Annotated in this window: 17 protein-coding genes; 4 read left to right on the forward strand and 13 right to left on the reverse strand. The window is 61.6% G+C overall.

What is annotated here, in order from left to right; all coding sequences use genetic code 11:
* Window positions 1–358: 358 nt before the first annotated feature.
* The 6 genes from F0311_RS05095 to F0311_RS05120 all read right to left on the reverse strand — a co-directional run bounded on the left by F0311_RS05095 (window position 359) and on the right by F0311_RS05120 (window position 5,797).
* Window positions 359–1,300 (reverse strand): nitrilase-related carbon-nitrogen hydrolase, encoded by a 942-nt coding sequence (locus F0311_RS05095; protein ID WP_150460861.1) that lies wholly within the window; start codon window positions 1,298–1,300, stop codon window positions 359–361.
* A gap of 56 nt (window positions 1,301–1,356) precedes the next feature.
* Window positions 1,357–2,148, reverse strand: a complete 792-nt coding sequence (locus tag F0311_RS05100) for an amino acid ABC transporter ATP-binding protein (RefSeq protein WP_317982563.1) — start codon at window positions 2,146–2,148, stop codon at window positions 1,357–1,359.
* Window positions 2,145–2,822: an amino acid ABC transporter permease gene (locus F0311_RS05105; protein WP_150460862.1), complete on the reverse strand. Its 678-nt coding sequence runs from the start codon at window positions 2,820–2,822 to the stop codon at window positions 2,145–2,147. Before F0311_RS05105 ends, F0311_RS05100 begins: the two co-directional genes overlap by 4 nt.
* Window positions 2,819–3,478, reverse strand: coding sequence for an amino acid ABC transporter permease (locus F0311_RS05110; RefSeq protein WP_150460863.1), 660 nt, complete (start codon window positions 3,476–3,478; stop codon window positions 2,819–2,821). The genes F0311_RS05105 and F0311_RS05110 overlap by 4 nt, the downstream gene beginning before the upstream one ends.
* 62 nt (window positions 3,479–3,540) lie before the next feature.
* Window positions 3,541–4,380: a substrate-binding periplasmic protein gene (locus tag F0311_RS05115; protein ID WP_150460864.1), complete on the reverse strand. Its 840-nt coding sequence runs from the start codon at window positions 4,378–4,380 to the stop codon at window positions 3,541–3,543.
* A 526-nt stretch (window positions 4,381–4,906) separates the two neighbouring features.
* Window positions 4,907–5,797, reverse strand: a complete 891-nt coding sequence (locus F0311_RS05120) for a MurR/RpiR family transcriptional regulator (RefSeq protein WP_150460865.1) — start codon at window positions 5,795–5,797, stop codon at window positions 4,907–4,909.
* Between the two features lie 99 nt (window positions 5,798–5,896).
* Here F0311_RS05120 and F0311_RS05125 point away from each other — a divergent pair, with 99 nt between their 5' ends.
* Both F0311_RS05125 and F0311_RS05130 read left to right on the forward strand, forming a co-directional pair.
* Entirely contained in the window at window positions 5,897–7,048 is a 1,152-nt protein-coding gene (locus F0311_RS05125) for an NAD(P)/FAD-dependent oxidoreductase (RefSeq protein ID WP_191089749.1), read from the forward strand.
* A complete protein-coding gene (locus F0311_RS05130; protein WP_150460867.1) occupies window positions 7,048–8,418 on the forward strand; it encodes a sodium/glutamate symporter in 1,371 nt (456 codons plus the stop codon). The genes F0311_RS05125 and F0311_RS05130 overlap by 1 nt, the downstream gene beginning before the upstream one ends.
* A gap of 50 nt (window positions 8,419–8,468) precedes the next feature.
* Here F0311_RS05130 and F0311_RS05135 read toward each other — a convergent pair whose 3' ends face one another.
* The 7 genes from F0311_RS05135 to rpmB form a co-directional block, all read right to left on the reverse strand.
* Window positions 8,469–10,439 (reverse strand): NHL domain-containing thioredoxin family protein, encoded by a 1,971-nt coding sequence (locus F0311_RS05135; RefSeq protein WP_150460868.1) that lies wholly within the window; start codon window positions 10,437–10,439, stop codon window positions 8,469–8,471.
* Between the two features lie 87 nt (window positions 10,440–10,526).
* The gene (locus F0311_RS05140) at window positions 10,527–12,650 is read right to left on the reverse strand and encodes a cytochrome c oxidase assembly protein (RefSeq protein ID WP_150460869.1); all 2,124 of its coding nucleotides are present in this window, start codon (window positions 12,648–12,650) and stop codon (window positions 10,527–10,529) included.
* On the reverse strand, window positions 12,631–12,828 hold the full coding sequence (locus F0311_RS05145) for a hypothetical protein (protein ID WP_150460870.1): 198 nt from the start codon (window positions 12,826–12,828) through the stop codon (window positions 12,631–12,633). The genes F0311_RS05140 and F0311_RS05145 overlap by 20 nt, the downstream gene beginning before the upstream one ends.
* A 250-nt stretch (window positions 12,829–13,078) precedes the next feature.
* Entirely contained in the window at window positions 13,079–13,363 is a 285-nt protein-coding gene (locus tag F0311_RS05150; protein ID WP_044493282.1) for an HU family DNA-binding protein, read from the reverse strand.
* Window positions 13,364–13,687: 324 nt separating this feature from the next.
* Window positions 13,688–13,993: a 30S ribosomal protein S14 gene (rpsN, locus tag F0311_RS05155; protein WP_150460871.1), complete on the reverse strand. Its 306-nt coding sequence runs from the start codon at window positions 13,991–13,993 to the stop codon at window positions 13,688–13,690.
* A gap of 2 nt (window positions 13,994–13,995) precedes the next feature.
* On the reverse strand, window positions 13,996–14,163 hold the full coding sequence (rpmG, locus tag F0311_RS05160; protein WP_150460872.1) for a 50S ribosomal protein L33: 168 nt from the start codon (window positions 14,161–14,163) through the stop codon (window positions 13,996–13,998).
* On the reverse strand, window positions 14,163–14,399 hold the full coding sequence (rpmB, locus tag F0311_RS05165; protein WP_150460873.1) for a 50S ribosomal protein L28: 237 nt from the start codon (window positions 14,397–14,399) through the stop codon (window positions 14,163–14,165). The genes rpmG and rpmB overlap by 1 nt, the downstream gene beginning before the upstream one ends.
* 614 nt (window positions 14,400–15,013) lie before the next feature.
* Between rpmB and F0311_RS05170 the strand changes: the two genes are divergently transcribed.
* Both F0311_RS05170 and F0311_RS05175 read left to right on the forward strand, forming a co-directional pair.
* Window positions 15,014–17,188, forward strand: coding sequence for a heavy metal translocating P-type ATPase (locus F0311_RS05170; RefSeq protein WP_396897421.1), 2,175 nt, complete (start codon window positions 15,014–15,016; stop codon window positions 17,186–17,188).
* Window positions 17,189–17,198: 10 nt separating this feature from the next.
* A complete protein-coding gene (locus F0311_RS05175) occupies window positions 17,199–17,501 on the forward strand; it encodes a metal-sensitive transcriptional regulator (RefSeq protein ID WP_150460874.1) in 303 nt (100 codons plus the stop codon).
* The last annotated feature ends 22 nt before the right edge of the window (window positions 17,502–17,523 follow it).

The following is a 17,523-nucleotide window of genomic DNA, read 5'->3' on the forward strand; positions in this document are numbered from 1 at the left end:
CAGCCGGAAGGCGAACCAACCGCTCAGAGTACCCGGCCCGGGGTTCCGGTCGGGGAAGTGCATAAGGGACACCAGCAGCAGCCCCAAGCCACCGATGCCTGCGGTGACAGTGAAGCTCAGCGCATAGGAGTGCTGGGTGGAGAAACAGAGCCAGGGGTGGGGCAAAGATCAGCGGGATGGAATAGGCCATCGAGAAGTAGTTGCTGCCCCGAGCCCGAACCTCTGCCATCAGCAGTTCGAAACCCGAGCTGGTCAGCAGCGTGGAACCGAAGCCAAAGGCCAACCCCTGCAGGACCCCACGTTGGTCAGCGCACGGGGTAGTGCCGCCTTCTGCCTACGCAGGCTGGCGCGCACGGGACTAGGAGGAGAGGGCTGGCCGGGGCCAACCCTCCGGCATGGGCTCGGTGATCGCCCGATAGAGCTCAGGCCGACGGTGGAGGGTGAAGTTGAACATATGCTTCCGGAACCGGGCGGACATATCCAGGTCGATATCGGCGCCGATGACCTCATCACTGTTGCTGACCGCTTGGGCCACGATCTTGCCGTTGGGAGCGATGATGCAAGAGCCGCCGATCTGGTCCACGCCCTCCTCCACACCGCCTTTGGCCGCGCCGATGACCCACATGGAGTTCTGATAAGCCCCCGCTTGCATGGACAGCTCATTGTGGAAGTCGGTGAGGATATCGGCTTCGGCAATGCTGGGTGTGTGAATGGGGCTGTTATAGCCGATGCACACCAGTTCCGCGCCCTGCAGTGAGAGCATCCGGTAGGACTCCGGCCAGCGCCGATCATTGCAGATCAGCAGACCGATACGGGTGTTTTTGAAGTCCACAACAGGGAAGCCCAGGTCACCGACCCGGAAGTACATCTTCTCAAGGTTCTGATGGCGAATATCGGGCTGGACCTCGTTGTAGCCGGGCAGGTGAACCTTCCGAAAGCGCAACAGCTCTTTCTCGCCCTTGAAGAGACTGGCGGTGTTGAACAGGCGGTTCTCCGCGGTGCGCTCGCCATAGCCGAAAGTCACCGCCACGCCTTTGCGCTTCGAGGCCTCCAAAAGCGGAGCCATCCCCGGGCTGGGAATCTCGGACTCGTAGTAAGCGTGCAGCTCCTCAGAGTCTCTAATCTCCCAATGCGGGAAGAAGGAGGTCAAGGCTAACTCGGGGAAGACCACAAGGTCGGTACGGTCGTCAGCGGTGGCGTCCTCGAAGAGATTCAGGAGCCGGAGCATGGTCTTCTCGCGTGAATCGTCCTTCGGGATAGGGCCGAGCTGGACGACGGAAACCCGCATTCTACGTGACATGGAGAAGTGAGCCTTTCTGTCGCTTCGGGGAAAGAGGGATAAGGTCAGGTGCCGGTTCAGCGGCGGACGTGCAGGCGGCGCAGGAAGTGCTGGGTGCGCTCCTGCAGGGGAGCATCGAAGATCTGGGAGGGCGGACCCTCCTCAACTACAGCTCCCTGATCCATGAAGATCACGCGGTCGCTAACCTCGGAGGCGAACTGCATCTCATGGGTGACTAAAACCATGGTCATGCCAGTTTCGGCCAGTTCGCCGAGCACCTCGAGCACCTCCCCCACCATCTCGGGATCCAAAGCGGACGTGACCTCGTCAAAGAGAATCACCTTGGGCTTCATGGCTAGGGCGCGAGCCACGGCCACGCGCTGCTGCTGACCCCCGGAGAGTTCATTGGGATAGTGCTCGGCGCGCTCAGCCAGGCCGATACGGGTCAGCAGGGTGCGGGCCTCCGCAGTGGCTTGGTCCTTAGAAACGCCCCGGACGATGCGCGGGGCGTAGATGAGGTTCTCCATGGCCGTCATATGCGGGAAGAGGTTGTACTGCTGGAAGACCATGCCGGTCTCCACGCGGTGGGCCCGAAGCTCCTTCTCCTTGGCTGGCACGATCCGGCCGTTCTTCTCCACAGCGTCGATCCGCTTGCCATCGATCCACACCTCGCCGGCGGTAGGCATCTCTAGACAGTTGATCAGCCGCAGCAGCGTAGTCTTCCCTGAGCCGGACGGTCCAATCAGGGAGACCACCTCTCCGCGGTTAACGGTCAGCTCCACACCTTTGAGCACCTCGAGATCTCCGAAGGACTTGTGAATATTCCGCAGCGCAACCAGCGGCATCGTGTCATCAGTGGGATGGGTCATGGTTTTCTCCTCAGGGCTTGTGGTCTGCGGTGCACTTTGAGCCGTTTCTCCAGATAATGCTGCAGGATGAACAGTCCCGAGCAGAGCACGATGTAGAGAACAGCCAAGTATGAGTACAGGATGATCGCGTGGCCCGGGGCCGACTGCACGATGCGCTGGGTCTGGGCAGTCATCTCCATCACGCCGATCACCGAGGCAAGTGCGGAATCCTTCAGTACGGTGGTGGCATTAGTGATCAACGCCGGGGTGGAGACCCGCAGCACCTGGGGTGCGATGATGCCCAGCTGCGCCCTCCACGGCGGAAGCCCAAGGGCCTTGACCCCTTCGAACTGCCCCTTGGGGACGGCGAGGTAGCCGGCGCGGAAGATCTCCACCGTATAGGCGGCATTGAGAAAGACGAAGGCGATGATCGCCGCCGTCATCCCCGGCAGCCGGATTCCGGCGTAGATGAAGCCGAAGTAGAAGCCGATGAGCAGCGTTAGTGGCGGCAGGGCGCGTCCGATCCAGCTGTAGACCATGATCGGCAGTCGGACCCAGATGTTCTTGCGCACGGCCACCGGGGTCAGCAGCGCCCCGATAATCGTGGAGATCACCAGGGACCAGAAGACCAACTGAAGAGTTCCGGTGGCTGCACTCAGGATGCTAAGCATCTGATCACCCAGGGTGGAGTTCATCGTCCCACCTGTCCTGGAAGCGCGAAGATCCGCTCTGCCAGAATCTGCAGCCCCATGATGATGGAGGAGAGCACGATATACACTGCAGCCGCCCACAGCAGCAGCTCGATAGTGGCAAAGGTCAGGGCGATGAGGTTGTTCATCGACCCGGTGACCTCCATGATTGTGATCACGGAGGCGATAGAGGTGGCCTTCAGCAGATTGGTGGCGTTAGAGAACCAGGGCGGGATGGTGGCCGGGAGTGCCTGCGGGACCACCACCATCAGCCAGGCCTTCACTGGTGGCAGCCCCAGCGCCTTGATGGCATCGTACTGATTGCTGCTCACGGCCCGCAGCCCGCCCCGAATGATCTCCAGCTGGTAGCCAGCGGCCTGGACGGTGAGCGCCACAACGGCGGTCCAGAGAGCAGGGACGGTCACGCCGAATGAAGGCAAGCCGTAGAAGACCAGGTAGAGCAGCACCAGGGCGGGTACCGCCCGCATGAGCCAGCTGAACACGGCGATGATCCGCGCAGGAATCCCGCCGCGTTCAGCGAGCACGGCCAGGGGCGCACCGATGATGGTGGAGATGATCAACGAGACCACCGTCAGCAGGGTGGTGAGCCATATGGCGTTCAGCAGCAGATCTGCGTTGTCGACGATAACGGTGAAGTTCACGACGAAGCGCCCTTCATCATAACGGGGAAGGCCGGGATGTCAGAAGCGATCGTGGAGCCTACCTACTCGGCGGACTCGCCGGGCATAGAGGTCTCGCCGAACCACTCCAACTGCAGTTCCTCGATGATGCCATCCTCAACCATCGCCTGGGACTCCTCGTTGAGGACGTCGAAGAGTGCCTCCTGCTCGGCCACGCCGAAGCTGCCAGGCAGGATCTCTATGGCGCCTTCGAGCACCTCGAGATCGTCATTCTCCTGGGCGAAGTAGGCTAACACCAGGCGTCCGCCGGTGGCGTAGTCGGCACGACCGGCGCGCAGGCCCTCCATAGCCTCCACAAGTCCCGGATATAGGTCCATCTCAATGTGGTCTCCGAAGTGGTTATCGATGATCTGAGGCTGGGCACCGCCCTGCACCCCGGCGATGGTCGCGCCCTCGGGAATGTCATCGATATGATCCACGGCCTCGTCGTTATCGGCCAGCTTGATCAGTCCGGTGCCGTCCTCCATAGTGGGGTCAGCCAGCCACCAGCCGAGGTCATCCTCGAGCCGCTCCGCGGTGTGGAGCAGCTCACCAGAGAAAGTAACGTCATACTGGCCACCAGCGAGACCGGCCAGGATGCCACTCCACTCCAGGGTTTCGAAATGCGGCTCAAGATCCAGTCGCTCCGCAAGGGCGGTGGCCTGGTCGATGGAATATCCGACGACTTCATCGCCGTCCATCATCGTATAAGGGGCGTAGTTGCCCGAGGTGCCGATGGTCAGGACACCAGGGGTGACCAGTTCCTCCTGCCACTCTTCACCTTCGGCAAAATCACCGTTATCACCGTTGCCACAGGAAACCAGGGAGAAAGTGGCCATAACAGCGGCCGTGGTGAGAGTCATCTTACGAAGTGACACAGACATCGGAGAATCCTTACTCGATCAAGGTGGAGTGAGTTCATCAGCAGACTTGTGAATAGCCTGAAAGCTACCGTAGACCTGTGCCGTAAGCCTGATGTTAGCTAGATGTAACCGTTACGTAAACTGACAACAGCAGCTCCAAGAAGATGGCCTTGATAGCAATAATTACAATGTTTCAGCTGTCACTCCTCGCTCGATGTGAGCAATTATACGTTTCGTATAATTTCATTAGGAGAATTTTTTCGCTGCAGAAGATGGTCAAGGAGTCGTTATTCCGAACTAGTCATATGTGGCGGCTAAGCATCGATCCGCCGATGATTTGGGCAGAGGTAGAAACTGCCTGGGGAGAAAGGGCTGCGTGCTGATCAGTTCAACAGCGTGGTCAAATGCTCAATACTCTCCAGAAGTGCGGTGTCAACCTTGAGTCCGTGGTACGCCTGAATACAGTCCATGCACAGTGCTGCTGCAGATGGGCCAGCGGGTCAAGCTCACCGCTGCCCTGAAGGCGGCCGACTGAGCTACGACGCGCTCACTGATCTGATCCAATGTCAGAGAGCTGTTCATCGGGTGAGAGTCTCTCCCGAAGCACCTGAACCTGATTACGGACGCTGATCGCCAGAGCAGGACGTTCGCGCGCGAGCTCAGCAATGATCACATCAGCTAAAGCCCAGGCGCACACCTGCTCCGAGGCAGCAGATCCGCCAGAGGGAGGAAACAGGATCTGCACCACTCGCTGTCTGAGCGGCTCGGGAGCACGCACCTGAGATAGCAGCGCTACCGTCTTCGCCCGACTGATTGCTTGAGCAAGGAAGTTTTTCACGTCTGGGAAGATGCCGCGGGGTGAGACCACCAGAACCACATCATCTGAGCGGAGCCTCAGCAGGGTATCGGCCATGGTGTGACCGCTGCCCGTTACTGGGCGAGCTTCGAATCCGATTCTCTCGAGACCGAGGCTCAGATACTCTGCAATGTGAAAGCCAGTTCCCAGACCGTAGATCATGATCCGTGGCGCTTCACTGATGGCACGCAGCACCTCCGGAAACGCAGGAGTATGCAACGACTCGTTGAGCTTCAGCACCAACTCGGCAGAGGCTGCCAGCACTGCCCCAGCAGTGCCAATAGGGCTCCCCTCCCCCTCCTTCCCCGGGAGATTTGCCAATTGGTCACGAATTGCGGCATCTAGGCTCTGGGTCTGTCCTACACGGCCAGCACAGATTTGCTTCATCGCCTTGATCCCCGAGAACCCCAACTTCTGCGCTGTCCGCGCCACAGTGGCCTCGCTTGTGGAGCTGTGGCGGGCAATATCCGCGGCAGTGCTGGTCGCAAAACTCAGTGGATCCCGCTCAGCATAGAGCGCCACTGCACGTTCTCGTTGACTGAGTCCAGCAGCGTCCAAATCCCACAGTTCCTCATGTTCCATCACAAGTCGATTCTGCCAGATGAATTATTTCCTTCCTGTTGACACAAAATGGAGGATTTCTTACAGTTGCTTCAATCGCAACCACGGAAAGGACGCCACATGGTCTCTGACTTCATCGTTGTCGGCGCTGGCGCATACGGCTGCGCTGTCGCCTACCACCTCTCATCTGCCGGGGCAACAGTCACTGTGCTTGAACAGGACTCCATTGGGGAAGGAGCCTCAGGCGGCTACGGCAAAAGAGGTGTGCGGGGAAACCGACGAGACGCACGTGAACTACCCCTGATGGCTGAGGCATACGAGCTCTGGCCTCACCTTGCTGCGGAGCTGGGGAGCGAAACCGGATACACCCGCACCGGTGGACTCATTCTTGTCGAAGAAGAAGTGGTAGGCATGCGTGGGGGACGCGTGGCGATGCAGGCACATGCCATCGCCCAAACTCAGCTCGGGGTACCCACCGAAACCTGGAATGCAGAACAGGTGCGAGCGCAGGTTCCGCAAGCATCAGACAACATCAAAGGCGCCTTGTATGCGCCCTTGGACGGCTCTGCTTCTCATTCCGCTACGACCCAGGCTTACGCTGAAGCAGCCCGCTGCCACGGTACGGACTTTCACGAGAACACCAAAGTTATAGGTATCACAGCCGGCTCTAGCAGTTCCCCTAACGAAGTCACCACCTCCAATGGGCAGAACTTTGCAGCTCGGAATGGGGTACTGCTGGCCACTAACTCTGCCGTACCCACTCTGCTCCGGGAACACTTTAACCTCCGCTTACCAGCCTGGATGGTTTTTCCCCAAGCCATTCTTATTGACGCCGAGCATGAACCGGTTCTCCCATTCCTTACCGGGCATGACAGCAGAGTCCTCTCCGTGAAGCTGGTGGATGAAGGCAAGGTGATGGTCAGCGGCGGATGGCGAGGAGCTCTCGACCCCCACACTGGACGTGGAACTCCTATCGAAAAGAACGTGGCTGGAAATATCGCACAGCTTTCAACCGTGTTCCCAGGCCTGGGAAACCTGCAGCGAGTTGCCGTAGATACCAGTCGCCCTGAAACAGCAACGTTCGATCAGATTCCCTTCATCGACAAAGTCCCTGGAACCCAGAGCGTGTACTTCGCCACCGGATGGTCTGGTCACGGCTGGGCGTTGCTTCCCGCGGCCTCGAAACGCATCGCACAGCTGGTAACCACCGGCGAACACTCCGCAAGCACAGCCCCATTTTCACTCGACCGAATTAATATGAGGAGACTGTGATGCCTGACATCATGGAAATCGACAGTGGAATGCTCAACTCCCTCCTGCTGGCGTTAGGTGGCCTGAGCATCCTCCTTCTACTGGGAGTCATTCTGAGAATGGCTATCCCCCTGTTGCGTAGGTTTTTCATCCCCGCTTCTCTCATCGGCGGCATTATTGGACTCATTGCCGGTCCGCATTTCATCGGAGTTGTTCCCGAGGACATGATGGGAACCTGGTCCGCTCTGGCAGGGGTGCTGATCGCCATCGTCTTCGCGCCTCTGCTGCTGGGCCAGGAACTGCCCAGTTTCAAACAGGCTGCTCAAGAAGCCGGCCCGCATATCTTCATGTCCTACTTCAGCAGCTTTGCTCAGGTGGGTGTACCGGCGCTCCTGCTGTTCTTCATCTTCGAGCCTTTCTTCAATACCAACCCGCTCTTCTCAACGATCTTCGAGGCATCGTGGTCTGGTGGGCATGGCACTGCTGCAGGGATGGAAGAGGCCTACACCGCTCTGGGGTGGGCCGACGGGAGCTCGATCGCACTTGGATCAGCAACATTCGGCCTGGTCTTCGGCGTGGTGATGGGAATGATCCTGTTGAATATCGTTGCTCGACGGGGTCAACTCATCAATTACGACCCTTCGGCTAGCTTCAGCGAATCAGATATCTTGCGCGACTCAGATGTCAGCCAAGACACTCGCAGCTTCCTGAAGAGTTCATCGCTCAACAACTTGGCATTCCACTTCTGTCTTATCGCGATCGCTGTACTTATTGGCTTCATTCTGAAGCACTTTGTCGACATGATCGTGACTGGTGTGCCGATCTTCCCGTTGGCAATGTTGGGGGGCCTGATCGTTCATCTCGTCATCCGACCTACTCCTCTTTATCGCCTCGTGGACAAGCCCACTCTGAACTCCATCGCCGGTATAGCACTGGATTTCCTTGTGGTCTCGGCTGTGGCCGCCATCTCTATCCCTGTTCTTATTGCGAACTGGGTGCCGTTCACCGTCATCACCCTGGTCATGGCAGGCCTCTGCGTATTCATCTTCTTCTGGGTAGGACCGCGGATTTTCCGCAAGCACTGGGTTGAGAACATGATCCCGCAGTTCGGTTCCATGACTGGAGTGGTGGCGATCGGACTGCTGCTGCTCAGAGCGGCAGACCCACATATGAAGACCAGCGCTTATCGTGGATACGCGATGCGTGCTCCCTTCTCATCCCCGTTTGTAGGTGGCGGCATCATTACGGCGCTATTCCCGATCATGGTCGCCCAGTACGGAAACTTCTGGATTGGTCTTGGATGCCTAGCGCTGTGTTTGCTGCTGATGGGGCTGGCCATGGCCATCGGGATGTGGAAGTCCCCCAAGAAACATGCTGCTTCATCACCATGAGAGGAAGATCTACCCTATTGAAGACCATCGTCATTGGGCTGGGGCAGCTGTTACTTGACCCCGCGGAGGTCCAGGTTGAGTGCGGCCTCGCCGGTGGGGTCAAGGGTGACAGGGATGCCCCAGTCCTGCTGGTAGAGGTGACAGGCCGCGTGCATGGGGATCTCCTCCCCCGGTGCGCCATCACAAGCAGCGGCCCGGGCAGTAATATGCAACACGCCTTCGGAGATTTCCGAGTTCAGACCCAGCGTGCGATCGAGACCCTCGGTGGTCCCGGCACCTGAGAGGATCAGCTCCGGCGGGGTTGAGGAGACCTGCAGCTGGGTCGGGTCGCCCCAGCGGTCGTCGAGCTTCTGACCGGTGGGCGCGGCGAAGCTCACACTCAGACCGAACTCCCCGGGGGCCACCGGAATCCGCGGGCGCTGGGTCTGAGCCGCCCCCTCGTCCACCGTGAGGTACTCCTCAGGCACGGCGATGCGCACCAGCTGATGGGTATTGGTCTCCACCACCAGCAGCGACTCACCATCGGCATCGAGCAGCACATCCGATGGCTCCTTCAGACCGCGGGCCACAGTGGAGACCTCGGCGGGGACCAACGTGCCGTCGGCGGCGGTGTGCTCAGTCTTGTAACGGCGGATCGCTCCGTTGTAGGTGTCGGCCACCAACACCGAGCCGTCCGGCAGAGCCGTCAGGCCCAGCGGGTGCTGCAGCCTGGCCTGGGCGGGATCGCCGTCACGGAACCCGAAGTCGAAGAGCCCCTCACCGATGACGGTCTCCACCGCTGGGGCCTCGGCACTGGCTGAGGTGCGCAGCACGCGCAGCGCAGAAGTCTCGGAGTCGGCGATCCAGATGTCCCCCGCGGCATCCTCGGCAAGTCCTGAGGTCTGGGCGTACCAGGCGTGCTCTGGGGCACCATCAGTCAGACCCTCGAGACCGGTCCCAGAGTAGACGGCCAGCTCTCCGGTGGCCGGGTCGAAGCTGAAGATCTGGTGGGTTCCGGCCATCGCCACGATCACCCGATCCACGGTGTCTGACCAGAGCACATCCCAGGGTGAGGACAGAGAGACGCTCAGCGGATCAGCACCCAACAAGCCGATGGCCTGCTCGGCGCGGGTGCGCTCAGCGTCCAGCAGCCGCTGCACCCCATTGCCGGCCAGGGTGGTGACCTCTCCGGTGGTCGCATTGATGCCGCGCAGCCGGTGGTTGACCGTATCGGCGACGACGACGTCATAGCCCACCTGGGCAGCCAACTCGGCGGGTAAGAGCGTCAACCCCTGCGGTTCGTTGAACTGTGCGGTCTCAGCCGGACCGTCGGCATGGCCCTTCACCCCAGAGCCCCAGGTGCGGATCACGGTCTCCAAATCGGCAGCCATCTGGACAACCCGGTGGTGCCCGGTATCGGCAACCAGGAAGCTCTGCGCTGTCTCTCCCGCCACGGCGTCGTCGTTGTCTGCCAATGGGCGAGTCACAGGCACTGCTTTGCCGGGAAAGCGGAGAGTTCGGGAGACCGGCTCAGGAGCCACATAGGGCCCGTCGCCGCGGTGCAGGGTGCCCTTGGCCTCATGCTCTGCGACCAGTTCCTCCACCAGGGAGGTCAACCCGGCCACATGGCCCTCACCGGAAAGGTTCGCGGCGATGTACCCTTCAGGGTCGATGACCACCAGCGTGGGCCAGGCTCGCGCGGAGTAGGCCTGCCAGGTGATCAGCTCGGGATCATCCAGCACCGGGTGCTCAATCTCATAGCGTTCCACAGCGGCGGCGATGGCCTCGGGATCAGCCTCGTGCTCGAACTTGGGCGAGTGCACACCCACGGTGACCAGCACGTCCTGGTAGTTCTTCTCCAGCGGACGCAGCTCGTCAAGCACGTGCAGGCAGTTGATGCAGCAGAAGGTCCAGAAGTCCAGGATGACGATCTTGCCGCGCAGATCCTCGAGGCTCAGCTGCGCCCCGCCGGTGTTCAACCAGCTGCGGCCGAGCAGCTCGGAGGCGCGAACCCTGGAGGTGCGGCGGATCGTCTCAGTCATTCTGATGGCTCCTGGGTGGTGGGGCGTCGTCGTGCTCTGCTGAGTCAACCAGGAGCAGCACTGTTCTGTTCCGCGTATGACTCCGTGTTACCTGCTCGACGGCCGGTGGTGGGCGGCCATATCTTCCAGCATCTGGTTGTAGGCCTCCAGCTCTGCATCGCCGGTCCGATCGGCCTCACGGTCCAGCCGTTTCATCTCGCGCTTATCGTCCTTGGCCCATTGGATGCAGACGATCACGCCCAGCAGCACTGCCGGGATCTCACCCAGGCCCCACATCAGCTCCCCGCCGTTGTGCTGGTCGTCGATGGCCGGGAACCAGCCGTGGCCCATATTGCCGAACCAGTCTGCCTGGATCAGCGCTGAAGAGGACATCAGGGCCACCGCGAAGAACGCGTGGAAGACCATAGTGGCCAGCAGGATGATCACTCGCACAAAATGCGGCGGCCGGGAGGGCAGCGGATCCCGGCCGATGATCACCAGGGCGAAGATGTACCCGGTGAGCAGGAAGTGCATAGTCATGAACACATGCCCCAAGTGGTACTCCAGGGCCAAGCCGAAGACCGGGGTGTAGTAGAACAGCAGGATCGAGCCGGCAAAGTTCACCGCGGCCACAATCGGATGGGTGACAATCCTGGACCAGGTGGAGTGCACCAGCCAGAGGATCCACTCCCTGAGCCCGCGGGTGCCGTCGCCACGGGTGGGCAGGGCCCGCATGGCCAGGGTCACCGGTGAGCCCATCACTAAGAAGATCGGCGCCACCATGGTCAGGGTCATATGCTGGATCATGTGCCCGGAGAAGGTCACCATGCCGTAGACCGCCGGGCCGCCGGAGGTGACCCAGAACAGCACGGCCAGGCCGAAGAGCCAGGAGGCTGCGCGCATCACCGGCCAGCTGATGCCACGGGTCCGGACCTTCACGACGGCGCGGACGTACCAGATGGCCAGCAGCAGGATGATCGCCATCCAGAGCCAGTCGAAGCGCCACAGGCTGAAGAAGTTCGCCAGGCCGGGCTCCGGTGGAAGGTCGTAGCCGGTGATCAGCCGGGCGGGAGTAGCATCTGAGGGCAGCTCCTCCGGCACCGGCGGGGAGGTCCGCCCGAGCACCACGCTGATCCCGATCACCGCAGACATCACGGCGATCTCCACCAGAATGAGCTGCCAGAGCAGTTTTGAAGTTTTGAAGCTGCTCTGCTCTGGTTCTTTGGACACGACGCCGGAACCAGCACCGCTGCCGGCAAGCCGTGGGATGATCCAGCTGCGGTGGGCGAAGCCGATGCCAGCCAGCAGCAGGGTGGCCGTCGCCTTGGCCACCAGCATCAGCCCGTACTCGGTGCCGAAGAGGTCGCCGGGGCCGCTGACTCTCAGGTCTGCATTGATCACTCCGGAGGCCGCCACGGTCACCAGGGCCAGTCCGGCCAGCACGGAGTACCGGCTCAGCAGGGTGCCCAGAATCTCGGGCCCACCCTGATCCTTGACGGAGAGGCTCTTCGCCGTGCGGGCGATCTCCGGGGCCAGCACGGCCAGCACGGCCAGCCCGCCGACCCAAATCACCACGCCGAGCAGGTGCAGGCCCAGGGAGTTCACCGCTGCGGTGTGGTCGTCCCCAGAGGCGGAGTGCCCCATCATGGCCATCGGCACGATCGCGCACAGCCCGAGCGCGCCGATGAGGCCTACCCCGGCCGGATGGCGGACTGCGGCCAGCAGGGTGGCGCAGGTTCCGGCGATCAGCACGATGGCCAGCCAGGCCTGACCGGTGGCGATGTTCAGCGCGTAGTCGAAGAAGCCCTGCGAGAAGGCCTGGTCCGCAGAGAGCCTCAGTCCGGCCAGGTCGGAGAAGGTCAGCACCAGCACCGCGATCGCTGCCACGGTCCACACCACGGCGGCGGTCATGGCGATCTGCAGCGCCCGACTGTAGAGCGGGTGCTCCTCCCCCGTGCTGCGGTCCTTGCGATCGCGCGGACCGGTGCGGGAAGGAATCGCGACAGCAGCGAGAATGGCGGCGGCCACGACAACGGCCATGGCCAGGTGATGGATGTACCGCGCAGCTGGCAGGCCCCAGCGGGTCAGCACGCCGGAGTCGGAGATGGCTCCGGCCTCTCCCACGCCGGTCAGCACGCCGGCGACGATCAGGGCCAGCAGCCCGGTGCAGAGGGCTGCGGCGGTCAGCGGCAGCGGGGCCGCCCAGAGCCGCTCAGTTCTGGTCGGGGTCATCCGGGGTGTCTTCGTCGCGGCGCCACTGCTCAGACTGTTTGAGCTTCTTCCACATGATGACCAGCACCAGGGCCACCACCACGAACGCTCCGGCGGCGAAGAGGATCGGTGCCCAGCCGGGTGCGTCGACCTCAAGGGCGGGTTCAGCGTGCAACAGCTGCAGTACGGACCAGGACATAGGGAAATTCTACGCCCGATTGAGTCGAATGCAGCGCGCTGAGCATGCTCAGGTGCGGTTGGGGCCGCTGAAGGACGAGAAGACGCTGGAAGTCTTCTACAACTGATAGAAAAACAACGACGCCGCCTGCATCTCCCTCCAGGTGGAGGTGAGCAGGCGGCGTCGTAATGTGTCAGTCAGTGAGATCTGCTCAGGTTCGCGCTCGGCCCTCCGCAGTTATAAGGAACTGCGAGGAACCTGCGCTGAGCGCTCACTTGCCGGAGGCAGCAGCCTTCAGCTTGGAGCCGGCGGAGAGCTTCACGGAGTAGCCTGCCGGAATCTGGATGGTCTCGCCGGTCTGCGGGTTGCGGCCGGTGCGGGCGGCACGCTCGGTGCGCTCCACGGACAGCCAGCCGGGGATGGAGACCTTCTCACCCTTGGAGACCTGCTCGGTGAAGACCTCGAAGACGGCGTCGAGCACGCCGTTGACGGCGGCCTGTGAGTTGCCGGACTTCTCTGCGACGGCTGCGACGAGTTCGCTGCGGTTCAGTGCCATGTGTATGTCCTCCTGGACTGATTCATTTGCTGTCCCATGGGGCCGAACTTCCGCGTCATTCCGCGGATCGCGGCCTTTCTTGGGCTTCCAGTCTGGCAACTTACCACGCGTGCAGGCTCAAACCGGCATAGAACCGCGGTTTTGGGGCGTGTTTCCAGGGTTTTCGCCTGATAGCGGACGAAAAAGTGGGGCCTCCCAAACGGGAGACCCCACTCAATCAGCCTATTACTCGCCTACCAAGAGGACTTGGTAACGTTGGCACCCATCCCCTGCCACAGCATCAGCTGCGGCAGGACCATACGCTGGATGCTCTCTTACCAGGAATCACCAAGAGGACTTGGTGATTCCTGGCAGCTCGCCGCGGTGGGCCATATCGCGGAAACGGATGCGGGAGATGCCGAACTTCTGGAAGGTGCCGCGCGGGCGACCGTCAATCGAGTCGCGGTTACGCACACGCACCGGGGAGGCGTCACGGGGAAGCTTCTGCAAACCCACCCGCGCTGCCTCACGGTCCTCGTCAGAGGCGTTGGGATCAACCAGGGTCTTCTTCAGCTGGGCGCGCTTCTCGGCATAGCGATCAACGATAACCTTGCGCTGCTCGTTCTTTGCGATCTTGGACTTCTTGGCCATGATCAGCGCTCCTCTCGGAAGTCGACGTGCTTACGGACAACCGGGTCGTACTTCTTGAGCACAATGCGGTCGGGGTTGTTGCGGCGGTTCTTGCGGGTGACATAGGTGAAGCCCGTGCCGGCAGTCGACTTCAGCTTGATGATGGGGCGTACGTCCTTTGCCTGTGCCATTAGAGCTTCTCACCCCGCTTGAGCATATCGGCCACGACTGCGTCGATTCCGCGCGCGTCAATGGTCTTAATGCCCTTCACCGACAGGTTCAGGGTCACTTTGCGGCCCAGGGAAGGAACCCAATAGGTCTTCTTCTGGATGTTCGGGTCAAACCGGCGCTTGGTGCGGCGGTGCGAATGGGAGATCTGGTTGCCGAACTGCGGCCCCACTCCCGTCACCTGGCAACGTGCTGCCATGATCACTCCTCTTATGGATGTTAGGTACTTTGATGCTGTTTTCAGGTCGGGCGGCTGCCCGGTTTTCGGGTGTGCTGACGCCGACCCTATTTACCGCACCGGTACGAGGACGACCAGGCTGGGTGAGATCCAACCGAAGCTGCCTGCGCACACGCGGGTAGCGTGGACGGTGCAAAAATTGATTGCGCCTCTAAGCCGTTTTCCGGTGCTGAACCCGCAGGCGGGCACAGCACGGCCAAGCAGACAAAGATCAATCATAGCCGGAATCCCGCCGCTGCCGCAACACGGATCTGCCTCTTCAGAGTTTCAGTGGAGGTGTCGACGAGCATCGCGGCCCTCCTGCCCCATCCCAGCACGACCTGAGCGCATGTTTTCAACCAGGGCAGCTACTCTTTACATCAGATACCCCTACCGGGTATAAGTAGATATACCCCCTTAGGGTATAGAGGTATAGAAAGGAGCAGGGGCACCAGCAGGCCGTCGAGATGTCGGACATCATCTTGAAAAGGACGATGTGAATCCTGGTGTTGCCGCCTTGGCAGAAGATATCCGGGCCCCAGCAGCCCGAGATCGAACAGATGGAAAGCCTGCTGGAGGATGTGTAGGAACCCACCATGACAGAACACCACCACGGCGACGATGCCGACTCAGGGCACCACCACCACAACACAGGAGTGATGCCCCCGAGCGAAGAAACCCACGACGACGGGCACAGCCACCACGGTCATGCGATGCACCAGAAAGGACATGCAGACCACGACCATGCCGGGCATGGACATTCCGCGCACGGCGGGCACGGCCACAGCGGTCATGGGGATCACGCCGGGCAGTTCCGCCGGCTGTTCTGGATCATGCTGGTGCTGGCGGTGCCGGTGGTGTGGTTCAACGAGATGTTCGCCCACCTGATCGGCTACCACCTGCCCGAGGCGGACTGGGTCTGGTGGGTCTCCCCGATCCTGGGCACAGTGATCTACACCTGGGGCGGTTGGCCCTTCCTCACCGGAGCGGTCTCAGAGATTCGTTCCCGCAAGCCGGGGATGATGCTGCTGATCGGGCTGGCCATCACCGTGGCGTTCATCGCCTCCTGGGGTGCGAGCCTGCATCTGCTGGATCATGAGCTGAACTTCTGGTGGGAGCTTGCCCTGCTGGTGGTGATCATGCTGCTGGGCCACTGGATCGAGATGCGCTCCCTGGCTCGCACCAGCTCAGCCCTGGACTCCTTGGCTGCACTGCTGCCGGACGAGGCAGAGAAGGTCACCGATCATGGCGCGGAGAAAGTCGCACCGAATGAGCTGGCCCTCGATGATGTGGTGATCGTCCGACCGGGAGCCTCCGTGCCCGCCGACGGTGAAGTCATTGACGGCTCAGCCAGTATGGACGAGTCGATGGTCACCGGTGAATCCAAACCTGTCCGCCGCGAGGAAGGCGACCATGTTGTTGCCGGAACTGTTGCCACTGACTCCGGCATCCGGGTACGGATCACCGCTACCGGAGACGACACCGCCTTAGCCGGTATCCAGCGTCTAGTCGCCGACGCACAGGCGTCTTCATCCAGGGCGCAGCGGATCGCCGATACTGCCGCTGGCTGGTTGTTCTGGTTCGCCCTGGTCTCCGCGGTGATCACTGCCGCGACCTGGATACTGCTGGGCATGCCTGATGCAGCAGTGGTGCGCACCATCACGGTGCTGGTGATCGCCTGCCCGCACGCCCTGGGATTGGCGATCCCGCTGGTGGTCTCCATCGCCACCGAACGTGCCGCCCGCGGTGGAGTGCTCATCAAAGACCGGCTCGCCCTGGAATCGATGCGCACCGTGGACGCGGTGCTGTTCGACAAGACCGGCACCCTCACCAAAGGAGAACCCACCGTCACAGGCATTGAACCCATCCACGGGTACACCGAAGATGAGGTCCTGGTCCTGGCCGCAGCCGCGGAGGCCGACAGCGAGCACCCGCTGGCCCGCGCCATCCTCGGCTCAGCAACCCACCGCAGCCTGGAGGTCCCTGCCGCCGGGGATTTCTCCTCCTCGCCAGCTGTGGGAGTCCGCGCCGCAGTCAACGGCACCGTGATCCAGGTCGGTGGCCCCTACATGCTCACCGAGCAGCGCCAAGACGAGCTTCCCATCGCCAAGCAATGGCGGAACGAGGGCGCGATCATCCTGCACGTTTTAGCCGACGGTGAGGTGATCGGCGCACTGCGCCTGGCCGATGACATCCGTCCCGAATCCAAGGCAACGGTAGAAGCCCTCCACGCCGTGGGCACCCAGGTGGTCATGATCACCGGGGACGCCCAAGCAGTCGCCGACACCGTCGCTGCCGAGCTGGGCATCGACCGAGTCTTCGCCGGGGTCCGCCCCGAGGACAAAGCCGCCAAAGTCCAAGAACTCCAACAGGAAGGACAGAAGGTGGCAATGGTCGGCGACGGCGTCAACGACGCCCCGGCCCTGGCTCAGGCCGATGTCGGCATCGCCATCGGCGCCGGCACCGATGTGGCCATCGGCTCCGCCGGGGTGATCCTGGCCAGCTCCGACCCGCGCTCAGTGCTCTCGGTCATCGACCTCTCCCGCTCCAGCTACCGGAAGATGAAGCAGAACCTCTGGTGGGCCGCCGGATACAACCTCGCCGCCGTCCCACTGGCCGCAGGCATCCTCGCACCCATCGGATTCGTCCTGCCCATGAGCATCGGCGCGATCCTGATGTCAGCCTCCACCGTGGTGGTGGCACTCAACGCCCAACTGCTTCGCCGTCTGGACCTCCGTCCCGAAGTCTCAACCCGAAACCTCACCAACTAGGAGCCCCATCATGTCCACCGAGGCACCCACCGCCCACGGTTACATCAGCGACAAAGACCGCTACCTCGCACGGCTGAAACGCATCGAAGGCCAAGCCCGAGGCATCCACCGCATGGTCGAAGAAGACACCTACTGCATCGACATCCTCACCCAAATCAGCGCGCTGACCTCCGCCCTGGAGAACGTCGCCCTGGGACTTCTGGACGATCACCTCAAGCACTGCGTCGCCCACTCAGCGTCAACCGGCGGCGCCACCGCCGACGAGAAGATCAACGAGGCCTCTGCGGCGATCGCTCGTCTTGTGAAGTCCTGAGACCCGGAATGGCCGATGGATA

The sequence above is a fragment of the Nesterenkonia ebinurensis genome (assembly GCF_008711175.1).
Lineage (GTDB): Bacteria > Actinomycetota > Actinomycetes > Actinomycetales > Micrococcaceae > Nesterenkonia > Nesterenkonia ebinurensis.